The organism is Bacillus cereus group sp. Sample62 (assembly GCF_036851315.1).
Classification (GTDB): Bacteria; Bacillota; Bacilli; order Bacillales; family Bacillaceae_G; genus Bacillus_A; species Bacillus_A wiedmannii.
Genome location: NZ_JAFLPK010000001.1, coordinates 285,001 through 310,000, shown reverse-complemented (window position 1 = coordinate 310,000; position 25,000 = coordinate 285,001). Strand labels below are relative to the sequence as shown.

The window sequence follows — 25,000 nt, the reverse complement described above, 5'->3', positions numbered from 1 at the left end:
AAGAACGTGCTTAATAAAATAAGGATATCTCCTATTAAAGATACTTCTTGATCGACATTACTAAATGGAATTGTAATAAGAAGTACTCCGATAGCCCCCAATACAATACCGATCCAATAATTAAGCTGAATTTTTTCTTTCAAAAAGAACGCTGAAAAAAGAATTGTAACTAAAGGTAAAGCAGCATCAATAATACTAACATGCAATCCACTCGTTAAAGAAATACCGTAGGATGTGAACATAAAGTACCCAGCTATACCAGTAAAAGATAGTAAACTCATTCTTTTCCACGGGACTTGTTTATGTACAACTGATCTTTTTAATTGTTTAAATGAGAATAGTAAACAAATTCCACCAGCTAAGAAAAGGCGAATAAATAACAAAGTAAATGGCTGAATAGATTCTAATGCCCACTTTGTTGGCGCAATGGCTGTCCCCCATAATATAACAGCCACTAATAACATGCATATTTCTTTCATAATCCCCCACACCCATCAAAAAATATATGTTAACTATCTTAATTATAGATTTTTTCTTATGTGAAATCCTGTGAACTACCCACCACTTAGTAACTGTTACGAGTTTCCCCCTAAGTGGGGGGCTTCTCGGTTCATCGCTACTTTTGATAGCTAACGAATTTGTCCTAGGACAGCCGAGCTAACTCCCTTGTTCCAAATGTTATTTCTTACGATTTATACCAATGCTAATAACCGCATGGCTTCCTTTTTGATATTGAGCGTTGGCCAACGCCAATGAATCAACTTCTTTCAACCCTTCATACTCCACTTTGTATTTCGCAGGAGTAGGGAATTTTTGTTTCTTCAGTTCTTCCTTGTTCGCTTTGTGTTTTTCATATACTTCTTTTCTTTCAGCCAGCATTTTATTATACACAAAGCGTACACATCCGAACGTTTTACGTATAAGGTTTGCTTTGCCATATCCATTCACCTCATTTTCTGCTTCATTTCCCATAAGCTATGACGGTGATCACACAACCTGAACACTACAAGATTATTATCTACTTTCTTCATTGTTATACCAAACTTTACCTCTTATAAGACTGATTATATCAGGGGCGAAATAAATAGGAAAACCAAATGTTTGGCTACGCCAAACCGAAATTCATCTCCCACCTACCGCTAGACTATCGTCTTTCACACGCTTGAGGAATGAAACCTCTTTCGGATAATACGTTAAAAATGAAAAAACGGTATGTAAAAAACAACTGAATAGCTATTTTCCGCATACCGTTTTCATATAAAAAGTAAAATATTTTTAGTCATCCTATAACTCAATCAATATAAAAGGTAATTCTTACCTTCAACTAATATTCAAACATATTACTTTATACACCTTTACCCGATTATCATCCAAAATTCATTTGAAACAATCTCTATTTCATTCTTTTCCATCTTTAAGATTATTAAATTTATGGATTATGACATTTAGTAAATAAAAATAAACACAAAAAAAACCTAAGTCGAATCGACTTAGGTTTTTGCTTGGCGACGTCCTACTCTCACAGGGACAAGGTCCCAACTACCATCGGCGCTAGAGAGCTTAACTTCCGTGTTCGGTATGGGAACGGGTGTGACCTCTCTGCCATCATCACCAAACTATGAAGGCATATTCCTTCAAAACTAGATAACATTGCTTCATATTATATGGTTAAGTCCTCGATCTATTAGTATTCGTCAGCTCCACATGTCACCATGCTTCCACCTCGAACCTATCAACCTGATCATCTTTCAGGGATCTTACTAGCTTACGCTATGGGAAATCTCATCTTGAGGGGGGCTTCATGCTTAGATGCTTTCAGCACTTATCCCTTCCGCACATAGCTACCCAGCTATGCCCTTGGCAGAACAACTGGTACACCAGCGGTGCGTCCATCCCGGTCCTCTCGTACTAAGGACAGCTCCTCTCAAATTTCCTACGCCCACGACGGATAGGGACCGAACTGTCTCACGACGTTCTGAACCCAGCTCGCGTACCGCTTTAATGGGCGAACAGCCCAACCCTTGGGACCGACTACAGCCCCAGGATGCGATGAGCCGACATCGAGGTGCCAAACCTCCCCGTCGATGTGGACTCTTGGGGGAGATAAGCCTGTTATCCCCGGGGTAGCTTTTATCCGTTGAGCGATGGCCCTTCCATGCGGAACCACCGGATCACTAAGCCCGACTTTCGTCCCTGCTCGACTTGTAGGTCTCGCAGTCAAGCTCCCTTATGCCTTTGCACTCTACGAATGATTTCCAACCATTCTGAGGGAACCTTTGGGCGCCTCCGTTACACTTTAGGAGGCGACCGCCCCAGTCAAACTGCCCACCTGACACTGTCTCCCGGGTCGATAAGACCCGTAGGTTAGAATTTCAATACATTCAGGGCGGTATCCCACCAGCGCCTCCACCGAAGCTAGCGCTCCGGTTTCAATGGCTCCCGCCTATCCTGTACAAAATGTACCAAAATTCAATATCAGGCTACAGTAAAGCTCCACGGGGTCTTTCCGTCCTGTCGCGGGTAACCTGCATCTTCACAGGTACTATAATTTCACCGAGTCTCTGGTTGAGACAGTGCCCAAATCGTTACACCTTTCGTGCGGGTCGGAACTTACCCGACAAGGAATTTCGCTACCTTAGGACCGTTATAGTTACGGCCGCCGTTTACTGGGGCTTCAGTTCAGAGCTTCGCTTACGCTAACCCCTCTCCTTAACCTTCCAGCACCGGGCAGGTGTCAGCCCCTATACTTCGCCTTACGGCTTCGCAGAGACCTGTGTTTTTGCTAAACAGTCGCTTGGGCCTATTCACTGCGGCTTTCCGTTAAGAAAGCACCCCTTCTCCCGAAGTTACGGGGTCATTTTGCCGAGTTCCTTAACCAGAGTTCTCTCGCACACCTTAGGATTCTCTCCTCGCCTACCTGTGTCGGTTTGCGGTACAGGCACCTTTTATCTCGCTAGAAGCTTTTCTTGGCAGCGGGGAATCAAAGACTTCGCTCCATAAGGAGCTTCCCCATCACAGCTCAGCCTTCACGATAAGCGGATTTGCCTACTTATCAGCCTAACTGCTTGGACGTGCACAACCAATCGCACGCTTCTTCTATCCTTCTGCGTCCCTCCATTGCTCAAACGATAAAGAGGTGGTACAGGAATATCAACCTGTTGTCCATCGCCTACGCCTGTCGGCCTCGGCTTAGGTCCTGACTAACCCTGAGCGGACGAGCCTTCCTCAGGAAACCTTAGGCATTCGGTGGACGGGATTCTCACCCGTCTTTCGCTACTCATACCGGCATTCTCACTTCTAAGCGCTCCACCAGTCCTTCCGGTCTGACTTCACTGCACTTAGAACGCTCCCCTACCACTGATACCATTGGTATCAATTCGCAGCTTCGGTGGTGTATTTAGCCCCGGTACATTTTCGGCGCAGAGTCACTCGACTAGTGAGCTATTACGCACTCTTTAAATGGTGGCTGCTTCTAAGCCAACATCCTAGTTGTCTAAGCAACTCCACATCCTTTTCCACTTAATACACACTTTGGGACCTTAGCTGGCGATCTGGGCTGTTTCCCTCTTGACTACGGATCTTATCACTCGCAGTCTGACTCCTAAGGATAAGTCATTGGCATTCGGAGTTTGACTGAATTCGGTAATCCGATGAGGACCCCTAGTTCAATCAGTGCTCTACCTCCAAGACTCTTACACTTAAGGCTAGCCCTAAAGCTATTTCGGGGAGAACCAGCTATCTCCAGGTTCGATTGGAATTTCTCCGCTACCCACACCTCATCCCCGCACTTTTCAACGTGCGTGGGTTCGGGCCTCCATTCAGTGTTACCTGAACTTCACCCTGGACATGGGTAGATCACCTGGTTTCGGGTCTACGACCACGTACTAAACGCCCTATTCAGACTCGCTTTCGCTGCGGCTCCGCCTCTTCAGCTTAACCTCGCACGGGATCGTAACTCGCCGGTTCATTCTACAAAAGGCACGCCATCACCCATTAACGGGCTCTGACTATTTGTAGGCACACGGTTTCAGGATCTCTTTCACTCCCCTTCCGGGGTGCTTTTCACCTTTCCCTCACGGTACTGGTTCACTATCGATCACTAGGGAGTATTTAGCCTTGGGAGATGGTCCTCCCAGATTCCGACGGAATTTCACGTGTTCCGCCGTACTCAGGATACATTCAAGAGAGAACGAAGTTTCGACTACGGGGTTGTTACCCTCTACGACGGACCTTTCCAGGTCGCTTCGTCTACCTCGTTCCTTTGTAACTCCGTATAGAATGTCCTACAACCCCAAGAGGCAAGCCTCTTGGTTTGGGCTATGTTCCGTTTCGCTCGCCGCTACTCAGGAAATCGCATTTGCTTTCTCTTCCTCCAGGTACTTAGATGTTTCAGTTCCCTGGGTCTGTCTTCCTTACCCTATGTATTCAGGTAAGGATACCATACCATTACGTATGGTGGGTTTCCCCATTCGGAAATCTTCGGATCAAAGCTTACTTACAGCTCCCCGAAGCATATCGGCGTTAGTCCCGTCCTTCATCGACTCCTAGTGTCAAGGCATCCACCGTGCGCCCTTTCTAACTTAACCAAACTAAAATTAAAAAAATATGAGCTACACTGTTATCTAGTTTTCAAAGAACATACATTTATATATGAGAGATAGTTCTCTCAAAACTGAACAAAACGAAACACGGAAACTTATATTGATGAACAGCGTTCATCAATTCTCCATAGAAAGGAGGTGATCCAGCCGCACCTTCCGATACGGCTACCTTGTTACGACTTCACCCCAATCATCTGTCCCACCTTAGGCGGCTGGCTCCATAAAGGTTACCCCACCGACTTCGGGTGTTACAAACTCTCGTGGTGTGACGGGCGGTGTGTACAAGGCCCGGGAACGTATTCACCGCGGCATGCTGATCCGCGATTACTAGCGATTCCAGCTTCATGTAGGCGAGTTGCAGCCTACAATCCGAACTGAGAACGGTTTTATGAGATTAGCTCCACCTCGCGGTCTTGCAGCTCTTTGTACCGTCCATTGTAGCACGTGTGTAGCCCAGGTCATAAGGGGCATGATGATTTGACGTCATCCCCACCTTCCTCCGGTTTGTCACCGGCAGTCACCTTAGAGTGCCCAACTTAATGATGGCAACTAAGATCAAGGGTTGCGCTCGTTGCGGGACTTAACCCAACATCTCACGACACGAGCTGACGACAACCATGCACCACCTGTCACTCTGCTCCCGAAGGAGAAGCCCTATCTCTAGGGTTTTCAGAGGATGTCAAGACCTGGTAAGGTTCTTCGCGTTGCTTCGAATTAAACCACATGCTCCACCGCTTGTGCGGGCCCCCGTCAATTCCTTTGAGTTTCAGCCTTGCGGCCGTACTCCCCAGGCGGAGTGCTTAATGCGTTAACTTCAGCACTAAAGGGCGGAAACCCTCTAACACTTAGCACTCATCGTTTACGGCGTGGACTACCAGGGTATCTAATCCTGTTTGCTCCCCACGCTTTCGCGCCTCAGTGTCAGTTACAGACCAGAAAGTCGCCTTCGCCACTGGTGTTCCTCCATATCTCTACGCATTTCACCGCTACACATGGAATTCCACTTTCCTCTTCTGCACTCAAGTCTCCCAGTTTCCAATGACCCTCCACGGTTGAGCCGTGGGCTTTCACATCAGACTTAAGAAACCACCTGCGCGCGCTTTACGCCCAATAATTCCGGATAACGCTTGCCACCTACGTATTACCGCGGCTGCTGGCACGTAGTTAGCCGTGGCTTTCTGGTTAGGTACCGTCAAGGTGCCAGCTTATTCAACTAGCACTTGTTCTTCCCTAACAACAGAGTTTTACGACCCGAAAGCCTTCATCACTCACGCGGCGTTGCTCCGTCAGACTTTCGTCCATTGCGGAAGATTCCCTACTGCTGCCTCCCGTAGGAGTCTGGGCCGTGTCTCAGTCCCAGTGTGGCCGATCACCCTCTCAGGTCGGCTACGCATCGTTGCCTTGGTGAGCCGTTACCTCACCAACTAGCTAATGCGACGCGGGTCCATCCATAAGTGACAGCCGAAGCCGCCTTTCAATTTCGAACCATGCAGTTCAAAATATTATCCGGTATTAGCCCCGGTTTCCCGGAGTTATCCCAGTCTTATGGGCAGGTTACCCACGTGTTACTCACCCGTCCGCCGCTAACTTCTTGAGAGCAAGCTCTCAATCCATTCGCTCGACTTGCATGTATTAGGCACGCCGCCAGCGTTCATCCTGAGCCAGGATCAAACTCTCCAATAAAGTTAGTTTGTCTAGCATCTAAAAATAAAAATTGACGTTTCACGTTGTTTGTTTCGTTCAGTTTTCAAAGAACTACTTGGTCGCTCATTTGCGACTTCCTTATGTTAACATCTTCGTTTGTTAATGTCAACTAAGTTTTTTATTTCGTTTGCCGCATTCTGCGTTATTGCATCGGCGACTTGTCCTATATTACACCTCTATATCCTAATCGTCAATACCTTTTTATAAAGTTATTCAAGTTAATATTTTTACACTCTCTAATCTAGAGAAGAACCTATAAATATTACATTATCCGAAAAGCCTCTTGGACTTCGCTTTAATTTCTTCTCCCTAAATATATTCATGTTTACTTACACCATAGACTTAATTGGTACGGGAGTTTTTCCCCCGCGAAACTAACAACCTCATTTTAATAAATACTAATATATAATTAAAAAGTTATTCCGCTCCCTAACACCTCTTTGTTTATCAGGCACTCTATTAGAAACGATTGAAGATATACGTATTCTTATAAACAGACAACGATACAGAAATTCTTATATACTACTCTAGTTATAGAGTTCCCCTTATATGAAGTAATGGTTACTTACCTGTTTACTCGTAAATATATAGAAACACACTAATACATTTACTAACTATCCCTGTGTCACCGAAATAGCAGACTTATATCTCTTTCATCTTTAACAGCATCCATTTCCATATGGCCTAGTCGTAATAAATTTTATATCCTTAAAAAAACATTTAAGATATACAAATAAACTACACTCAAGGTCCGAGCCAATTAATAGAATTTCTTTTTTTAAACACATATACCGGATTAAAAATACGCACCTCAATTGATCGAGTGCACCTAACATACCCAAAAGGAACATTTGTTCTGTTTGTGTTTTATTACTTTTTATCACATTTAAGGGTGTTTATCATATACCTTATATTTACGTTTTACCGTTAGAAGAGCGCATCGAGTTACTAACAAAGTATGTAATTTTATTGTTTCTATATATATCCTCCGTTTTGAAATACATATAGAATTACAAATTCATTTATTTCTAGCTATAAACCTAAGAATACATACAATAAGAAACCCATGCATATAAAACACCCACAAAAACAAATTCTACAACAAGGTACACTACAGCTGTACAATTATAAACCATAATCTTTCCAACACCTATAGGAGTCCTGTCCGCATTTAACGCAAATATAAACTAAAAAAATTTCAATATAAAAAGAGTCGGAATTTCTACTCTAAGGAAAATCCGACTCTTATTTTGGGCCACAACCAAAATTATTTAACTTACTCACTACAACTGAACTCCCTCATAATAACCATAGCCAAAATATTTTTTACATTTAATATTCCCTACTCTGTTGTACTGCAGATGAATGCATCATATCTATCACTGCACGATATAAATTTTCCGGATATTCAGCTATACGATGGCATAAATACAAGTACCACTCTTTCCCATAAGTCAAATACACCCTAGCATTATGTCCTTTGTTTTTCAAATCACTTAACATATCTGGACGAATTCCATATAGCATTTCTATCTCTACATTAGATTGACTAAAATATTGACGTTTCTCCATTTCTTTAATAAGAATTTCATCATGTGTAGCTATAGATACAGGGTGGTTGTTTTTAACTAGTTGTTCTACAATCTGAAGATACTGTTGGTTTAAGTCATTTGACCTTGGCATAGCAATATCTGAAACTTCTTGATAGGCACCTTTTACAACTCGTATTTTCCCTGGATAATGTAGGAGTTCTTGAATATCATTGTTTGAGCGATATAAATGCGCCTGAATCGTTATCCCTACATTTGGATATTGCTCAGTTGTTTTTTTATAGATGGAAAGAATGTCTGCTGCTTTAGATGATTCTTCCATACTTATCATAAGGGTAGTTCCATGTACTTTTGCCTTCTCCGCCAACTCCATTAAATGAATATAAGATATTTCTGGATCTATAGATAATCCAATATGCGATAAATCGAGTGATACTGTTTGTTTCATAGATAGAGCACCTATATCCTCAATAAGATTCCAAAACTCATTTTTTGCTTTATAACACTCCTCTATATCTAGAGTATTTTCCCCTATGTATTCTAGTGAAGTATGATAACCTTTTGTAATTAGTTCTTTTGCTATCACAATCCCCTCACGTCTCGTTTCTCCGGTGACAAAGCGTTTCGCAGCTTGCAATAACAACGCATAGAGTTCAGTGGATTGTTGTACATAGAATTTTATATGTTCATTTCGTGCAATCGATTTAAATGCCTGAGCTACTTGGAATTCTGGTTTCGTCATCATATTTTCATCCCCTTTAGAACTATTTGATCCAACTATAGCATGCTAAAATGGTTCATATGAGTACCATTTTAACCAAACTTTTATGGTACCAATTTTGATGAAGGGAGCATTTATATGCTTTGGATACCTATTGATCGATCGTTAGATATAAGTTTAATCCGACAGGTTTATCACCAAATACGTGAACGAATATTAAACGGAGAGCTACAATCTGGAGAAAAACTACCATCTACACGGGAATTATCTTCTGAGTTAAGCGTGTCTAGGAATGTAATTTTAGAAGCTTATGATCAATTATTTTCCGAAGGTTTTTTGGTCGCTCGACAGGGCGCCGGGACATTCATTGCAGAAGGGACTTATTTAGAACAACGTAAAAAATCAACTCTAATTGATTCTTTATCTTGGTGCGAAGAAATAAACAAAGACAGTAACATCATTAATTTTCGTTCAGGGATACCAGCATTAGACTTATTTCCACGTAAGGGATGGGCAAAGTTATCTCATACTATATGGAATGAAACACCTCCTTCTACGTTTGGATACGATATTCCCGAAGGGCGTCCCGAATTAAGAAAGGTTTTATCACGCTATTTACTAAAAACAAGAGGCGTTTTTTGTCATCCAGAACAATTGATAATTACCTCCGGTGCAACGCAAGCTTTAACACTTGTTTCTAAGTTACTTTTATCAACAGGCGACGAAGTACTAATAGAAGATCCCATCACCAATGACATTCAAACCATTTTTAAAAATTCAGGAGCCTCCCTTTACCCTATACCAGTTGATGATAATGGGATGGATACATCTTTGCTGCCTGCAAATAAAAACCCAAAATTCATCTTCACTACTCCTTCTCATCAGTTTCCTTTAGGAGGGGCGTTACCGATTCAACGACGGGTTCAATTGATTAACTACTCAAGAAAAACAAATTGTTATCTCATTGAAGATGATTATGACAGTGAGTTTCGATATGAAGGCTCACCTGTAAGTTCATTACAGGGATTGGATCCCGAGCGTGTTATATATATAGGTTCATTTAGTAAAATTTTATCACCGGCCCTTAGGATGGGATACTTAGTTCTTCCCTCACACCTTATTGAAAAATGTCGCAGGGTAAAATGGTTTTCAGATTTACATACATCTTCTTTAAATCAGCTTGTCCTTGCAAAATTTATTGCCGAAGATTATTTGGAGCGACATATTATGAAGATGAAAAAAATCTATAAAACTCGAAGAGACTTCCTTATCCAGCAATTAAAATTAGCATTCTCAAATAAGATCAATATTTTCGGTTATTCTACAGGATTACACCTGATTGTTGAATTCACTCAAGTTCAATTCACAAAAGAATTACTTGAGGAAATCCAACAACTCGGAGTGAAAGTATATCCTGTGGAAGAGCACGCCATTAAAAAAGGAAAACATCATAATCGAATTATTATAGGGTATGGACATTTAACAACTGAAGAAATAAAAGAAGGTGTGAGCAGGCTACAGAGGGCAATACCTTGTATCTATTCTTGTTAACGAATAGATGGTCTAACAAACTTGTCCATATTTTTCTGAAGGTATGCTATTTAGATGTGAAATCATAATAAAATAAAGCTGTTTTTTGCTAGATAAACGTACTCATAGAGCCAACATTAATTACAAGATTATTTCCATTAAACACAAAAAAGACGAGTCATTCTGACTCGTCTTAAAGTTGCTTGGCGACGTCCTACTCTCACAGGGACAAGGTCCCAACTACCATCGGCGCTAGAGAGCTTAACTTCCGTGTTCGGTATGGGAACGGGTGTGACCTCTCTGCCATCATCACCAAACTATGAAGGCATATTCCTTCAAAACTAGATAACATTGCTACATATTATATGGTTAAGTCCTCGATCTATTAGTATTCGTCAGCTCCACATGTCACCATGCTTCCACCTCGAACCTATCAACCTGATCATCTTTCAGGGATCTTACTAGCTTACGCTATGGGAAATCTCATCTTGAGGGGGGCTTCATGCTTAGATGCTTTCAGCACTTATCCCTTCCGCACATAGCTACCCAGCTATGCCCTTGGCAGAACAACTGGTACACCAGCGGTGCGTCCATCCCGGTCCTCTCGTACTAAGGACAGCTCCTCTCAAATTTCCTACGCCCACGACGGATAGGGACCGAACTGTCTCACGACGTTCTGAACCCAGCTCGCGTACCGCTTTAATGGGCGAACAGCCCAACCCTTGGGACCGACTACAGCCCCAGGATGCGATGAGCCGACATCGAGGTGCCAAACCTCCCCGTCGATGTGGACTCTTGGGGGAGATAAGCCTGTTATCCCCGGGGTAGCTTTTATCCGTTGAGCGATGGCCCTTCCATGCGGAACCACCGGATCACTAAGCCCGACTTTCGTCCCTGCTCGACTTGTAGGTCTCGCAGTCAAGCTCCCTTATGCCTTTGCACTCTACGAATGATTTCCAACCATTCTGAGGGAACCTTTGGGCGCCTCCGTTACACTTTAGGAGGCGACCGCCCCAGTCAAACTGCCCACCTGACACTGTCTCCCGGGTCGATAAGACCCGTAGGTTAGAATTTCAATACATTCAGGGCGGTATCCCACCAGCGCCTCCACCGAAGCTAGCGCTCCGGTTTCAATGGCTCCCGCCTATCCTGTACAAAATGTACCAAAATTCAATATCAGGCTACAGTAAAGCTCCACGGGGTCTTTCCGTCCTGTCGCGGGTAACCTGCATCTTCACAGGTACTATAATTTCACCGAGTCTCTGGTTGAGACAGTGCCCAAATCGTTACACCTTTCGTGCGGGTCGGAACTTACCCGACAAGGAATTTCGCTACCTTAGGACCGTTATAGTTACGGCCGCCGTTTACTGGGGCTTCAGTTCAGAGCTTCGCTTACGCTAACCCCTCTCCTTAACCTTCCAGCACCGGGCAGGTGTCAGCCCCTATACTTCGCCTTACGGCTTCGCAGAGACCTGTGTTTTTGCTAAACAGTCGCTTGGGCCTATTCACTGCGGCTTTCCGTTAAGAAAGCACCCCTTCTCCCGAAGTTACGGGGTCATTTTGCCGAGTTCCTTAACCAGAGTTCTCTCGCACACCTTAGGATTCTCTCCTCGCCTACCTGTGTCGGTTTGCGGTACAGGCACCTTTTATCTCGCTAGAAGCTTTTCTTGGCAGCGGGGAATCAAAGACTTCGCTCCATAAGGAGCTTCCCCATCACAGCTCAGCCTTCACGATAAGCGGATTTGCCTACTTATCAGCCTAACTGCTTGGACGTGCACAACCAATCGCACGCTTCTTCTATCCTTCTGCGTCCCTCCATTGCTCAAACGATAAAGAGGTGGTACAGGAATATCAACCTGTTGTCCATCGCCTACGCCTGTCGGCCTCGGCTTAGGTCCTGACTAACCCTGAGCGGACGAGCCTTCCTCAGGAAACCTTAGGCATTCGGTGGACGGGATTCTCACCCGTCTTTCGCTACTCATACCGGCATTCTCACTTCTAAGCGCTCCACCAGTCCTTCCGGTCTGACTTCACTGCACTTAGAACGCTCCCCTACCACTGATACCATTGGTATCAATTCGCAGCTTCGGTGGTGTATTTAGCCCCGGTACATTTTCGGCGCAGAGTCACTCGACTAGTGAGCTATTACGCACTCTTTAAATGGTGGCTGCTTCTAAGCCAACATCCTAGTTGTCTAAGCAACTCCACATCCTTTTCCACTTAATACACACTTTGGGACCTTAGCTGGCGATCTGGGCTGTTTCCCTCTTGACTACGGATCTTATCACTCGCAGTCTGACTCCTAAGGATAAGTCATTGGCATTCGGAGTTTGACTGAATTCGGTAATCCGATGAGGACCCCTAGTTCAATCAGTGCTCTACCTCCAAGACTCTTACACTTAAGGCTAGCCCTAAAGCTATTTCGGGGAGAACCAGCTATCTCCAGGTTCGATTGGAATTTCTCCGCTACCCACACCTCATCCCCGCACTTTTCAACGTGCGTGGGTTCGGGCCTCCATTCAGTGTTACCTGAACTTCACCCTGGACATGGGTAGATCACCTGGTTTCGGGTCTACGACCACGTACTAAACGCCCTATTCAGACTCGCTTTCGCTGCGGCTCCGCCTCTTCAGCTTAACCTCGCACGGGATCGTAACTCGCCGGTTCATTCTACAAAAGGCACGCCATCACCCATTAACGGGCTCTGACTATTTGTAGGCACACGGTTTCAGGATCTCTTTCACTCCCCTTCCGGGGTGCTTTTCACCTTTCCCTCACGGTACTGGTTCACTATCGATCACTAGGGAGTATTTAGCCTTGGGAGATGGTCCTCCCAGATTCCGACGGAATTTCACGTGTTCCGCCGTACTCAGGATACATTCAAGAGAGAACGAAGTTTCGACTACGGGGTTGTTACCCTCTACGACGGACCTTTCCAGGTCGCTTCGTCTACCTCGTTCCTTTGTAACTCCGTATAGAATGTCCTACAACCCCAAGAGGCAAGCCTCTTGGTTTGGGCTATGTTCCGTTTCGCTCGCCGCTACTCAGGAAATCGCATTTGCTTTCTCTTCCTCCAGGTACTTAGATGTTTCAGTTCCCTGGGTCTGTCTTCCTTACCCTATGTATTCAGGTAAGGATACCATACCATTACGTATGGTGGGTTTCCCCATTCGGAAATCTTCGGATCAAAGCTTACTTACAGCTCCCCGAAGCATATCGGCGTTAGTCCCGTCCTTCATCGACTCCTAGTGTCAAGGCATCCACCGTGCGCCCTTTCTAACTTAACCAAACTAAAATTAAAAAAATATGAGCTACACTGTTATCTAGTTTTCAAAGAACATACATTTATATATGAGAGATAGTTCTCTCAAAACTGAACAAAACGAAACACGGAAACTTATATTGATGAACAGCGTTCATCAATTCTCCATAGAAAGGAGGTGATCCAGCCGCACCTTCCGATACGGCTACCTTGTTACGACTTCACCCCAATCATCTGTCCCACCTTAGGCGGCTGGCTCCATAAAGGTTACCCCACCGACTTCGGGTGTTACAAACTCTCGTGGTGTGACGGGCGGTGTGTACAAGGCCCGGGAACGTATTCACCGCGGCATGCTGATCCGCGATTACTAGCGATTCCAGCTTCATGTAGGCGAGTTGCAGCCTACAATCCGAACTGAGAACGGTTTTATGAGATTAGCTCCACCTCGCGGTCTTGCAGCTCTTTGTACCGTCCATTGTAGCACGTGTGTAGCCCAGGTCATAAGGGGCATGATGATTTGACGTCATCCCCACCTTCCTCCGGTTTGTCACCGGCAGTCACCTTAGAGTGCCCAACTTAATGATGGCAACTAAGATCAAGGGTTGCGCTCGTTGCGGGACTTAACCCAACATCTCACGACACGAGCTGACGACAACCATGCACCACCTGTCACTCTGCTCCCGAAGGAGAAGCCCTATCTCTAGGGTTTTCAGAGGATGTCAAGACCTGGTAAGGTTCTTCGCGTTGCTTCGAATTAAACCACATGCTCCACCGCTTGTGCGGGCCCCCGTCAATTCCTTTGAGTTTCAGCCTTGCGGCCGTACTCCCCAGGCGGAGTGCTTAATGCGTTAACTTCAGCACTAAAGGGCGGAAACCCTCTAACACTTAGCACTCATCGTTTACGGCGTGGACTACCAGGGTATCTAATCCTGTTTGCTCCCCACGCTTTCGCGCCTCAGTGTCAGTTACAGACCAGAAAGTCGCCTTCGCCACTGGTGTTCCTCCATATCTCTACGCATTTCACCGCTACACATGGAATTCCACTTTCCTCTTCTGCACTCAAGTCTCCCAGTTTCCAATGACCCTCCACGGTTGAGCCGTGGGCTTTCACATCAGACTTAAGAAACCACCTGCGCGCGCTTTACGCCCAATAATTCCGGATAACGCTTGCCACCTACGTATTACCGCGGCTGCTGGCACGTAGTTAGCCGTGGCTTTCTGGTTAGGTACCGTCAAGGTGCCAGCTTATTCAACTAGCACTTGTTCTTCCCTAACAACAGAGTTTTACGACCCGAAAGCCTTCATCACTCACGCGGCGTTGCTCCGTCAGACTTTCGTCCATTGCGGAAGATTCCCTACTGCTGCCTCCCGTAGGAGTCTGGGCCGTGTCTCAGTCCCAGTGTGGCCGATCACCCTCTCAGGTCGGCTACGCATCGTTGCCTTGGTGAGCCGTTACCTCACCAACTAGCTAATGCGACGCGGGTCCATCCATAAGTGACAGCCGAAGCCGCCTTTCAATTTTGAACTATGCAGTTCAAAATATTATCCGGTATTAGCCCCGGTTTCCCGGAGTTATCCCAGTCTTATGGGCAGGTTACCCACGTGTTACTCACCCGTCCGCCGCTAACTTCTTGAGAGCAAGCTCTCAATCCATTCGCTCGACTTGCATGTATTAGGCACGCCGCCAGCGTTCATCCTGAGCCAGGATCAAACTCTCCAATAAAGTTAGTTTGTCTAGCATCTAAAAATAAAAATTGACGTTTCACGTTGTTTGTTTCGTTCAGTTTTCAAAGAACTACTTAGTCGCTCATTTGCGACTTCCTTATGTTAACATCTTCGTTAGTTAATGTCAACTAAGTTTTTCATTTCGTTTATCGCGTTCTGCGTTATTGCATCGGCGACTTGTTCTATATTACACCTCTATATCCTAATCGTCAATACCTTTTATCCTTTTTATTTTATAAATTCTCAAAGGTATTAAACCTTCTTCATTTATACTCCGTTCCTAGAGATTAACAAACTGGCGCAATCACTTTTATAATCGACAGTTTATACGTTCTTACTTACCACTTACACCTTTCTAAAGAATGAATAGCCAGCCAAACAAATATATATTAAAAGTAGCACTTTTTATTTCGAGTACATTCCAGCTGCATTCATAATTATCTCTTACCACTTCTCTCTAAGAATTATAAATACACCCTTGCATTTACTAAAAATCTAATTAACTTAGGAGGCGTTATGAAATGCATGTTAATAAGAAGATCATTTATGTATCCCATGATGCCCATTTCCACGGAGCACAGCTGCTTTCTTTACATACTATTAAAGCTCTTAAAGAAAACTTCCATTACTCCGTCGCAATTATTTCTATTGGAACGGGCATTTTAATCCACGATTTTCAAAAGTATGGTCCTGTTTATTGCCTAGAGGAAGACTACCCGACGGAAAAAAAGGTCGAATTATTAATAAAGAAGTTACTATCACAAGACTATACCATCGCCATATGTAGTACCGTCATAAGTGGTGATATAGTTGCATTACTAGCTAAACACAATATAAAAGTTATCTCATTAATACATGAATTGCCGCATTTAATACAACAGTACTCTGCCGAGGGAAAAGCGAGAAACATTGCCGAGTTTGCTTACAAAATTGTCTTCCCTTCACAGTACGTGTATGAAAAATTCCGTACAATCACCCAATTAGATCATCAAAAATGTCACATCCTCCCTCAAGGTTTGTTTAACCACAATCCTTATAAGAACAATATTACAAAAGCTAGAAACGAATTACGAAAAAAACACAACCTGCCTCTAGATAGCAAAATCATTTTAGGGGTAGGTTTCGCTGATCATCGAAAAGGGATAGATTTATTCTCTCTTATTGCTTACTCAGTAAGAAAGGTTCATAGGAATATTCATTTTATCTGGGTAGGGAGAACTGATGTTCACTTTTTAAATACGCTCTCCCCAAGATACACAGCACATTTCACATTAGTGGAGCCTACTCCAGATATCGGTTTATATAACGCCGGGGCTGATTTATATTTATTAACTTCAAGAGAAGATCCTTTTCCCAACGTTGTTTTAGAAGCATTAGATATAAAAGTCCCTGTTATAGGGTTTAAAAACGCTGGAGGTTTTGAAGATGTTGTTACGGAACAAACTGGTGCCTTAGTAGACTTTTTAAATTTACCGAAGATGTTGGAAAGAATATATGAATTTATTGGAGATGAGGATTTACGATTACAAAAAGGTAGCTTTGGCCAAGAACTTATTGAAAAAGATTTCAACTTTCTTCATTACATTTATCAATTATTAAACCTGCTTGAACATAATTATAAAAAAATAAGCGTAATCGTACCGAATTATAATTATGAAAAATACTTACCTGACCGAGTTAAATCAATATTAAACCAAACCTATCCCCTTTACGAACTAATTTTCCTAGACGATGCCTCTACTGACAATAGCGTATCTATATTTGAACAGCTGCTCTCAAACGAAAATAAGCCCCACCTAAAAGTTCAGCAGATTATTAATGATACAAACTCTGGTTCTGTATTTAAACAATGGATAAAAGGCCTCTCTGCAGCAACCGGTGATTATATTTGGATTGCAGAGGCCGATGACTTATGTGATCAGACATTTTTAGAAGAAGTTATACAAGGGTTTCATATAAATGGTGATGTTACCTTAAGCTACACACAATCAAAACAAATAGATGAACAAGGAAATATATTGGCCAATCATTATTTAGATTACACAAACGATATTGATAAAGAAAAATGGAAAAGTTCTTATTTCCGAAAAGGGACAGATGAAATACAAGATACGTTACTTATCAAAAACACCATACCTAATGTCTCAAGTGTAGTTTTTAAAAACATAGATATAAAAACAACAGCAAAACAATTAGAAAAGTTTAAAGTAGCTGGTGATTGGTTTTTCTATGTTTCTATTCTTAAAGAGGGGCATATTTATTTCAATCCAAAACCATTAAACTATCATAGACGACATACAAATAGCGTAACAAGAACCGAAGATTCATATTCCCATTACAGTGAAGTTATACAAATGCAGAATTTCATTAAAGAAACCTTTGCTATCGACGACATTTCAAAAAAGAAAATGTACACATATAGAAAGTACCTTAAAGCATATTTGAAGATTGAATGATATATTTTCTTCGCCATCAGTATCTCTCGTAAGACATTACTATCATTTAAGGGGGTTACTCATTGAAAGAATTTATAGAGGCAAATAAAGATTTGATTTCTCAAATTGCACACAACTACAATGTAAGTGCAAGTATCCATCCAGAGGATCATATCTTTCAATTCCTTGTCACTAATCCAGTCTTCCCATCTAAAAAAGAAGCGATAGATTATTATTTTCAAGATGGGAGAAAATCCGCAGAAACACTCTTAGATTTAATTACTTCCTTTTATCCTCCTATAGACACTCCAATAAAATTATTAGAATTCGCATCCGGATACGGCTGCGTAACACGTCATTTATTAAACCTACAAACGAACTTAAGTATAACTACCTGCGATATACATGAAGAGGCTATTACTTTTATTGAAAAAACATTAAATACTTCTTCTATCTTATCTCACCCTGAACCTGAACAAGTAAATTTGACCTCGCCTACGTATGATATCGTTTTTTGTCTATCCTTTTTTTCTCATATGCCTGATACAACTTGGTCTCGTTGGCTTCAAACATTGTATAATGCTGTTTCTCCTGAAGGCTTACTCATTTTCACAACTCATGGTTATCAAAGTAAAAAGTACTTCAGCTTTCCAGATTTAAATAAACAGGGTTATTGGTTTCTCCCCTCTAGTGAACAATTGGATTTAGATGTTCATCAATACGGGCAAACAATCGTTAGTCCCTCTTACGTATGTGACAAAATTAAATTATTACCCTATAACCCTGTCATCAAAAAATACACTGAAGGTTTTTGGTGGGAACATCAAGACCTTTGGGTAATAAAAAAAGAAATACAATAATAAACCACGCTCTACTTATACAGAAGTAGGGCATGGTTTATTATTTTTTACTATATAAGAACTCTTCAATCCATAGCTTATTTAATCTAATTCCACTTTTGAAATCTATTTTCGGTCCCCAATTACATTCCCGTCTTACCCTATCTATATTTAAAATGATTTTTTGAACATTTTCTTGTTTTTGTTTATAGCAGATAAAATCCACTTTTCTTTCCGTTATTTTCTCCAATTCTACTATAATTCGCTTTAAAGAGAGGCCTTTACCGCTGCCTACATTATACACATAAGATTTCAAACGATTTAATTGCGATAGTTGTATAGTAATTTCAACTAAATCATCGATATAAATATAATCTCGAATAATCTCTTGTGGATTCCCATATATATTAATCTTTTCATTACTAAGATGCTGATACAAAAAACAGTTTATTGCCCCAACTTTCTTTAAAGGATTTTGATATTTCCCATATGGATTAGAATATCTACATACAACATAGTCAATTCCGTATTTTTTCTTATAAAAGTACAAGTAATTTTCAAGCGACACTTTTGTTATTCCGTAAGGAGAAAGTGGTTTTAATGGATGTTTCTCATCAATAGGTAAATATTCAGGTTCACCATACACGGTGCCCCCAGAAGATGCTAATACAATTCTTTTAATAGGAAAGTTTTTAACGCTTTCCATGAAATTAAGAAAAAAAAAGCTACTGTTCATATCTCCGAAAACATCTTCAATTGAAGTTGCTACATTAGACGTTGCAGCTAAATAAATAATAATATCCACATCCACTAAAGCTTTATATATATCTTCAACATTTGCTAAATCACCTTTAATAAATTCAACATCACTTATAATATTTTGAGGAAAATTATTTATATGTCTGGAAAATACTTTTACATTTTGACCTTGTTTCAATAAACCTAATGCGAGGTTAATACCAATGAAACTATTTCCACCTACTATTAAATAATTATTCTTCCTCATAATATCCTCTCTAGTAATAAGATTTTTGCTTATCACACCTAGACATGCAACTAAATGAACTTGGTCACTTCTATTATTCATCCTCTTATCATTGTATGCTTCCTATAATTTTTCATTATCTTTATTTTATATTTTCCTTTTAGAATCGGTATCTTATTTAAGCTGACCGCAAAAACACTCATACTATTTACTCATTCCCATGAATATATTGGATTAGTAAAAACTTCCCTTCTCCATAAATAAAACTTTCAAAAAGGAGCACTACATTTATGAAGAGTGTAAATCAAGAGCTTTTAAATCATGTAATCCTACATAAAGATCGAATCCCACATTTCCATAAAGACTTTCCACTTATACTATTTTGGAGCCATAGAAGCGGATGTACCGCATTAGCTAATTGGTTCTTTTTTCAAATTGGATTATTTACTGAAGCAAAGAAATACAATGACTTTATTCATTACTATGAGTTCTGGGTGTATAAAAACAATATAAATTACATACCAGAGTTACAAAATGGTCTTCTAGCCTCAAATAAAGATGTTTGTAAACTTGTACGGAATCCCTACAAAAGGGCCGTCAGCTCATTTTTATTACTTGCTGACAATCCATATGCTAGCCCTCAATGGGAAAATATCCGCGACTATTTGTATAATGACAAATATAGTAACCGTGGAGTATCATTTAAACAATTTTTATATTACATTCGAGCATTGGGTTCAAATTCCCTAGCAATGGACATACATTTTAGTCAGCAATACGTTCCAGGTGAAGAAAATTTCATCCAATACTATATTCCTTTAGAGGATTTTAATACACAAATCACCAAGATGGAACACACGTACGGTTTGATTAAATCCAATTTAGCGCTTCTTACAAATTCAGATCATCATCGGGCTCATAAGATGCTTTATACAGGGAACTATGCAGAACTCAGCATTACAGATGCCGCCTTCCCTCGCTTTCCAACATATGAAAGCTTTTATGATGAAGAAACAATGGCATTAGTTACAGAAATATATGCACAGGACTTTGAAATGTATCCGTACACAAAAGGGATATTCTAAGTCGATACATTCTTCAATGAATAAAAGCGAATGTATCGCATAGCATAAAGTGAAACTTTAATTAGCGTGGGGTTCTCTCCCGCTAATTATTCTATTCTACCAATCTCACTTTTATGGGTTCCCTAATTTCCACCTACTCTCTTTGATTTCGCTGATTGTTGACGTGTATGTCATACTATCCATAAAATGAAAGCAGTTCATCTCCCACCTCACTTCTTTACTTCAGCCGGATCTTGAGGTGGAAATCTTAATTCCCTGAAAATGGCGGGATAAATACATTGGATTTTACACAGGAGTGATATCATGTGGAAGGTAAACTGAAACACAATAATGGATATTGCGTTATTTGTGAGAAGAAAGCTACATTTATAGAGCATAATGATTGGCTTAGAGATCACTACTTATGTTCTACATGCCACTCTATACCAAGGCAGCGCGCTCTAATCCATGTTTTAAATACATTTTTTCCAAAATGGGGTTCCTATCATATCCACGAATCCTCTCCTGGAGGAATTACAACTCAACTACTAATAAAAAACTGCAAAAATTATACATACTCTCAATACTTTAAAAACTATCCTCTCGGCCAACACTTTCAAGGGATTAGATGCGAGAACTTAGAAGACATGACTTTTCAAAATGAATCTTTTGATTTATTCATTACTCAAGATGTCTTTGAACATGTAATGGAACCAAACAAAGCCTTTAAAGAAATAGAGCGTGTATTAAAGCCTGGCGGTGCTCATGTGTTCACTGTCCCTTGGTATCATACACTCACAAAGACTTTACAAAGAGCAAGAAACAATAAAGAAGGAATCGAATATATTGAGGAGCCAATTTATCATGGTAATCCTATTGATGAGAACGGGTCTTTAGTAACATTTGATTGGGGTCAAGATATGATTGAATATATTTATTCACATGCAAATATGTATACCATTGTTTATTTACAAAAGGATAGATCACTGGGGTTAGATGCTGAATTTCTACATGTTTTTATTAGTAAAAAACACGAAAATGATTTTTAGGCACTATATAATTTGGAGGTTAACAAATGAATAACTTTAAGTTAGGAAGTGATTTTGATAACCTTGTTAGCCCGCTTTCTGATGTTGAACTTCTTAATCTATTTATACAAAGTTGCTCACAAACAAAGATAAATGGCATCCCAGTACCTATGTTCCCCTCCGAAGAAATTCAACAACAGTTTGTAGGTGCTTCCTATGAACATGCTCTTTATGAAGCATATTTGTTTTATAGTCTTGTAAAAACATATGCCCAAAATTTAGGCGTTCCCTTGAATAAAGAACGGAAAATTTTAGACTTTGGTTGCGGATGGGGAAGAATTATACGCTTCTTTTTCAAAGATGTTCGCCATAAAAATTTACTTGGTATTGATGTAGATCCTGTAATGATTAACCTTTGTAACGAAACGTTAGGAAGAGGCAAATATAAAATAGCTCCCCCACAACCTCCTGTAGAATTTATTAATGACAATTCATTAGACATCATATTCGCTTATTCTGTATTCTCACATTTATCCGAAGAAACTGCAGAAAATTGGATAAAGGAATTTTCAAGAATTCTTCGTCCAGGTGGAATCTTCATCGCCACAACACAAGCACGCTATTTTCTCGATTCCTGTCAACAATTTAAGGAACACCCTGAATTAATTCAAACAGGATGGCATAAAACTTTATCTCAAGCTTTTCCAGATATAAATCATGCCATCTCGGATTATGAAAGCGGCAATTTTGTCCATAGTCCTACGGGAGCTGGAGACGTTAGAAACAGTAGCTTCTACGGGGAAACCGTTATACCTAGAACTTATATTAAAAACCACTATGAGAAGTATTTAAAGCTACGGGACTTTTTTGATGATGTAAACCGATTACCCCAAGCCCTATTTGTTCTCCAAAAAGATTAACTCTTTTCATTCACAGTAAGTAAATAACATATCTCACACTTTGAACGGAATCCAAAAAATCCAAAATAACTTCCCACCACTTGAACTACGAAGAACATAAGGGGGATATATCTTGAAAATAATCGCTTTTTACTTACCACAGTTTCATCAAATAAAAGAAAATGACCGATGGTGGGGTAAAGGGTTTACTGAATGGACAAATACTAAAAGTGCACGACCTTTATTTTCAGGACATTACCAACCTAGAGAACCTTATCAAGATTTTTATTATGACTTAACCACCCCATCCGTAAGAAAATGGCAAGCAGAAATCGCCAAAGCACATGGCATATATGGTTTTTGTTATTACCATTACTGGTTTAAAGGGAAGAGGCTATTGGAGACACCCTTTAATGAGGTACTTAAGATGAAGGAACCAGATTTTCCGTTTTGCCTTTCTTGGGCAAATGAACCGTGGACAAAAACTTGGGATGGTCTTGATAGTCACATATTAATGCCTCAAAATTATGGAGAATTATCGGATTGGAAAGAACACTTTGAGTATTTATTGCAAGCTTTCCAAGATAAGAGATATATCCGTATAGACGATAAACCACTATTCATTATTTATCGTCCCGGGCATATCCCTCATTGTGAACAAATGCTTCATTATTGGAATACACTCGCACAAGAAAATGGTTTGAAAGGTATATACTTTGCAGAAACATTAAACAGCTTTCCACTTCCTAATATAAATGGATTTGATGCTAGCATTCAATTCGAGCCTTTTTATACAATTGCTCATGATAGCTCTTCAGACATAAATAAGACAATATATGAGTCTGGTAAACAAATAAATGCTTGGGATTATGATAAAGTGTGGATGTATATACTAAAGCGATCTCCTCCAGAGAAAAAAACATTTCCTGGTGCCTTTGTTGACTGGGACAATACAGCACGTCGCAAAGACTTAAATAGCAGCATCTTCCTAGGTTCTACCCCTAGGAAGTTCACGATATATTTAAGCAAACAAATCCAGCGTACCTATTCTCTTTACAACAGCGAGTTTTTATTTATTAATGCGTGGAATGAATGGGCAGAAGGTACTTACTTAGAACCAGATAAAAGGTATGGATTCGCCTATTTAGAAGGAGTTAAGCAGGCAATTAACAGAGGTATGAAAGCATACAAAAAAGACGAGTCATTCTGACTCGTCTTAAAGTTGCTTGGCGACGTCCTACTCTCACAGGAACAAGGTCCCAACTACCATCGGCGCTAGAGAGCTTAACTTCCGTGTTCGGTATGGGAACGGGTGTGACCTCTCTGCCATCATCACCAAACTATGAAGGCATATTCCTTCAAAACTAGATAACATTTGCTTCATATTATATGGTTAAGTCCTCGATCTATTAGTATTCGTCAGCTCCACATGTCACCATGCTTCCACCTCGAACCTATCAACCTGATCATCTTTCAGGGATCTTACTAGCTTACGCTATGGGAAATCTCATCTTGAGGGGGGCTTCATGCTTAGATGCTTTCAGCACTTATCCCTTCCGCACATAGCTACCCAGCTATGCCCTTGGCAGAACAACTGGTACACCAGCGGTGCGTCCATCCCGGTCCTCTCGTACTAAGGACAGCTCCTCTCAAATTTCCTACGCCCACGACGGATAGGGACCGAACTGTCTCACGACGTTCTGAACCCAGCTCGCGTACCGCTTTAATGGGCGAACAGCCCAACCCTTGGGACCGACTACAGCCCCAGGATGCGATGAGCCGACATCGAGGTGCCAAACCTCCCCGTCGATGTGGACTCTTGGGGGAGATAAGCCTGTTATCCCCGGGGTAGCTTTTATCCGTTGAGCGATGGCCCTTCCATGCGGAACCACCGGATCACTAAGCCCGACTTTCGTCCCTGCTCGACTTGTAGGTCTCGCAGTCAAGCTCCCTTATGCCTTTGCACTCTACGAATGATTTCCAACCATTCTGAGGGAACCTTTGGGCGCCTCCGTTACACTTTAGGAGGCGACCGCCCCAGTCAAACTGCCCACCTGACACTGTCTCCCGGGTCGATAAGACCCGTAGGTTAGAATTTCAATACATTCAGGGCGGTATCCCACCAGCGCCTCCACCGAAGCTAGCGCTCCGGTTTCAATGGCTCCCGCCTATCCTGTACAAAATGTACCAAAATTCAATATCAGGCTACAGTAAAGCTCCACGGGGTCTTTCCGTCCTGTCGCGGGTAACCTGCATCTTCACAGGTACTATAATTTCACCGAGTCTCTGGTTGAGACAGTGCCCAAATCGTTACACCTTTCGTGCGGGTCGGAACTTACCCGACAAGGAATTTCGCTACCTTAGGACCGTTATAGTTACGGCCGCCGTTTACTGGGGCTTCAGTTCAGAGCTTCGCTTACGCTAACCCCTCTCCTTAACCTTCCAGCACCGGGCAGGTGTCAGCCCCTATACTTCGCCTTACGGCTTCGCAGAGACCTGTGTTTTTGCTAAACAGTCGCTTGGGCCTATTCACTGCGGCTTTCCGTTAAGAAAGCACCCCTTCTCCCGAAGTTACGGGGTCATTTTGCCGAGTTCCTTAACCAGAGTTCTCTCGCACACCTTAGGATTCTCTCCTCGCCTACCTGTGTCGGTTTGCG

General features: G+C 41.6%; 10 protein-coding genes, 8 rRNA genes and 2 pseudogenes (2 of these 20 running past the window's edge). 8 read left to right on the top strand and 12 right to left on the bottom strand.

Going from position 1 to position 25,000, the window contains the following annotated elements:
• The 5 genes and pseudogenes from J0835_RS01685 to J0835_RS01665 form a co-directional block, all read right to left on the bottom strand.
• On the bottom strand, window positions 1-479 hold the 5' portion of the coding sequence (locus J0835_RS01685; RefSeq protein WP_087979209.1) for a DMT family transporter. It extends 451 nt beyond the left edge of the window; only the first 479 of its 930 coding nucleotides appear in the window; the start codon lies at window positions 477-479; the stop codon falls past the left edge of the window.
• A gap of 253 nt (window positions 480-732) precedes the next feature.
• Window positions 733-972 (bottom strand): annotated as a pseudogene (locus J0835_RS01680) (helix-turn-helix domain-containing protein); the annotation flags it as partial.
• A 528-nt stretch (window positions 973-1,500) separates the two neighbouring features.
• Window positions 1,501-1,616: ribosomal RNA gene (gene rrf / locus J0835_RS01675) — 5S ribosomal RNA — on the bottom strand.
• 48 nt (window positions 1,617-1,664) lie between these two features.
• Window positions 1,665-4,586: ribosomal RNA gene (locus J0835_RS01670) — 23S ribosomal RNA — on the bottom strand.
• 146 nt (window positions 4,587-4,732) lie between these two features.
• A 16S ribosomal RNA gene (locus J0835_RS01665) occupies window positions 4,733-6,284 on the bottom strand.
• The 16S, 23S and 5S rRNA genes sit together here, the layout of an rRNA operon.
• A 533-nt stretch (window positions 6,285-6,817) precedes the next feature.
• Between J0835_RS01665 and J0835_RS01660 the strand changes: the two are divergent.
• A pseudogene (locus J0835_RS01660) lies at window positions 6,818-6,933 on the top strand (ABC transporter permease); the annotation flags it as partial.
• Window positions 6,934-7,637: 704 nt separating this feature from the next.
• Here the strand turns inward: J0835_RS01660 and J0835_RS01655 are convergent.
• On the bottom strand, window positions 7,638-8,597 hold the full coding sequence (locus J0835_RS01655) for a proline dehydrogenase family protein (protein ID WP_087983631.1): 960 nt from the start codon (window positions 8,595-8,597) through the stop codon (window positions 7,638-7,640).
• A 117-nt stretch (window positions 8,598-8,714) separates the two neighbouring features.
• Between J0835_RS01655 and pdxR the strand changes: the two genes are divergently transcribed.
• Window positions 8,715-10,127, top strand: a complete 1,413-nt coding sequence (gene pdxR, locus J0835_RS01650; RefSeq protein WP_087983629.1) for a MocR-like pyridoxine biosynthesis transcription factor PdxR — start codon at window positions 8,715-8,717, stop codon at window positions 10,125-10,127.
• A gap of 180 nt (window positions 10,128-10,307) precedes the next feature.
• Here the strand turns inward: pdxR and rrf (J0835_RS01645) are convergent.
• From rrf (J0835_RS01645) to J0835_RS01635, 3 genes are all read right to left on the bottom strand, one after another.
• Window positions 10,308-10,423, bottom strand: a 5S ribosomal RNA gene (rrf, locus tag J0835_RS01645).
• A 48-nt stretch (window positions 10,424-10,471) separates the two neighbouring features.
• Window positions 10,472-13,393, bottom strand: a 23S ribosomal RNA gene (locus J0835_RS01640).
• Between the two features lie 146 nt (window positions 13,394-13,539).
• A 16S ribosomal RNA gene (locus J0835_RS01635) occupies window positions 13,540-15,091 on the bottom strand.
• A 523-nt stretch (window positions 15,092-15,614) separates the two neighbouring features.
• Here J0835_RS01635 and J0835_RS01630 point away from each other — a divergent pair.
• Window positions 15,615-17,549 carry a glycosyltransferase gene (locus J0835_RS01630; RefSeq protein WP_087979208.1) on the top strand — a complete coding sequence of 645 codons (1,935 nt, stop codon included), beginning with the start codon at window positions 15,615-15,617 and terminating at the stop codon, window positions 17,547-17,549.
• A 62-nt stretch (window positions 17,550-17,611) separates the two neighbouring features.
• Complete coding sequence (locus J0835_RS01625) at window positions 17,612-18,388, top strand: class I SAM-dependent methyltransferase (RefSeq protein ID WP_087979207.1); 777 nt, start codon at window positions 17,612-17,614, stop codon at window positions 18,386-18,388.
• 40 nt (window positions 18,389-18,428) lie between these two features.
• Here the strand turns inward: J0835_RS01625 and J0835_RS01620 are convergent, their stop codons facing one another.
• The gene (locus tag J0835_RS01620; protein WP_087979206.1) at window positions 18,429-19,373 is read right to left on the bottom strand and encodes an NAD-dependent epimerase/dehydratase family protein; all 945 of its coding nucleotides are present in this window, start codon (window positions 19,371-19,373) and stop codon (window positions 18,429-18,431) included.
• Between the two features lie 269 nt (window positions 19,374-19,642).
• On the opposite strand from J0835_RS01620, the gene J0835_RS01615 reads away from it, so the two are divergent.
• The 4 genes from J0835_RS01615 (at window position 19,643) to J0835_RS01600 (ending at window position 23,553) form a co-directional block, all read left to right on the top strand.
• Window positions 19,643-20,437, top strand: coding sequence for a sulfotransferase family 2 domain-containing protein (locus tag J0835_RS01615; RefSeq protein WP_087979205.1), 795 nt, complete (start codon window positions 19,643-19,645; stop codon window positions 20,435-20,437).
• A 305-nt stretch (window positions 20,438-20,742) separates the two neighbouring features.
• On the top strand, window positions 20,743-21,465 hold the full coding sequence (locus J0835_RS01610; RefSeq protein WP_087979204.1) for a class I SAM-dependent methyltransferase: 723 nt from the start codon (window positions 20,743-20,745) through the stop codon (window positions 21,463-21,465).
• Between the two features lie 26 nt (window positions 21,466-21,491).
• Window positions 21,492-22,364 (top strand): class I SAM-dependent methyltransferase, encoded by an 873-nt coding sequence (locus J0835_RS01605; RefSeq protein ID WP_087979203.1) that lies wholly within the window; start codon window positions 21,492-21,494, stop codon window positions 22,362-22,364.
• A 112-nt stretch (window positions 22,365-22,476) separates the two neighbouring features.
• Window positions 22,477-23,553 carry a glycosyltransferase WbsX family protein gene (locus J0835_RS01600; RefSeq protein WP_087979202.1) on the top strand — a complete coding sequence of 359 codons (1,077 nt, stop codon included), beginning with the start codon at window positions 22,477-22,479 and terminating at the stop codon, window positions 23,551-23,553.
• Window positions 23,554-23,567: 14 nt separating this feature from the next.
• On the opposite strand, the gene rrf (J0835_RS01595) is transcribed toward J0835_RS01600, so the two are convergent.
• Both rrf (J0835_RS01595) and J0835_RS01590 read right to left on the bottom strand, forming a co-directional pair.
• Window positions 23,568-23,683, bottom strand: a 5S ribosomal RNA gene (rrf, locus tag J0835_RS01595).
• 49 nt (window positions 23,684-23,732) lie between these two features.
• Window positions 23,733-25,000 (bottom strand): 23S ribosomal RNA (locus J0835_RS01590) (it continues 1,654 nt past the right edge of the window).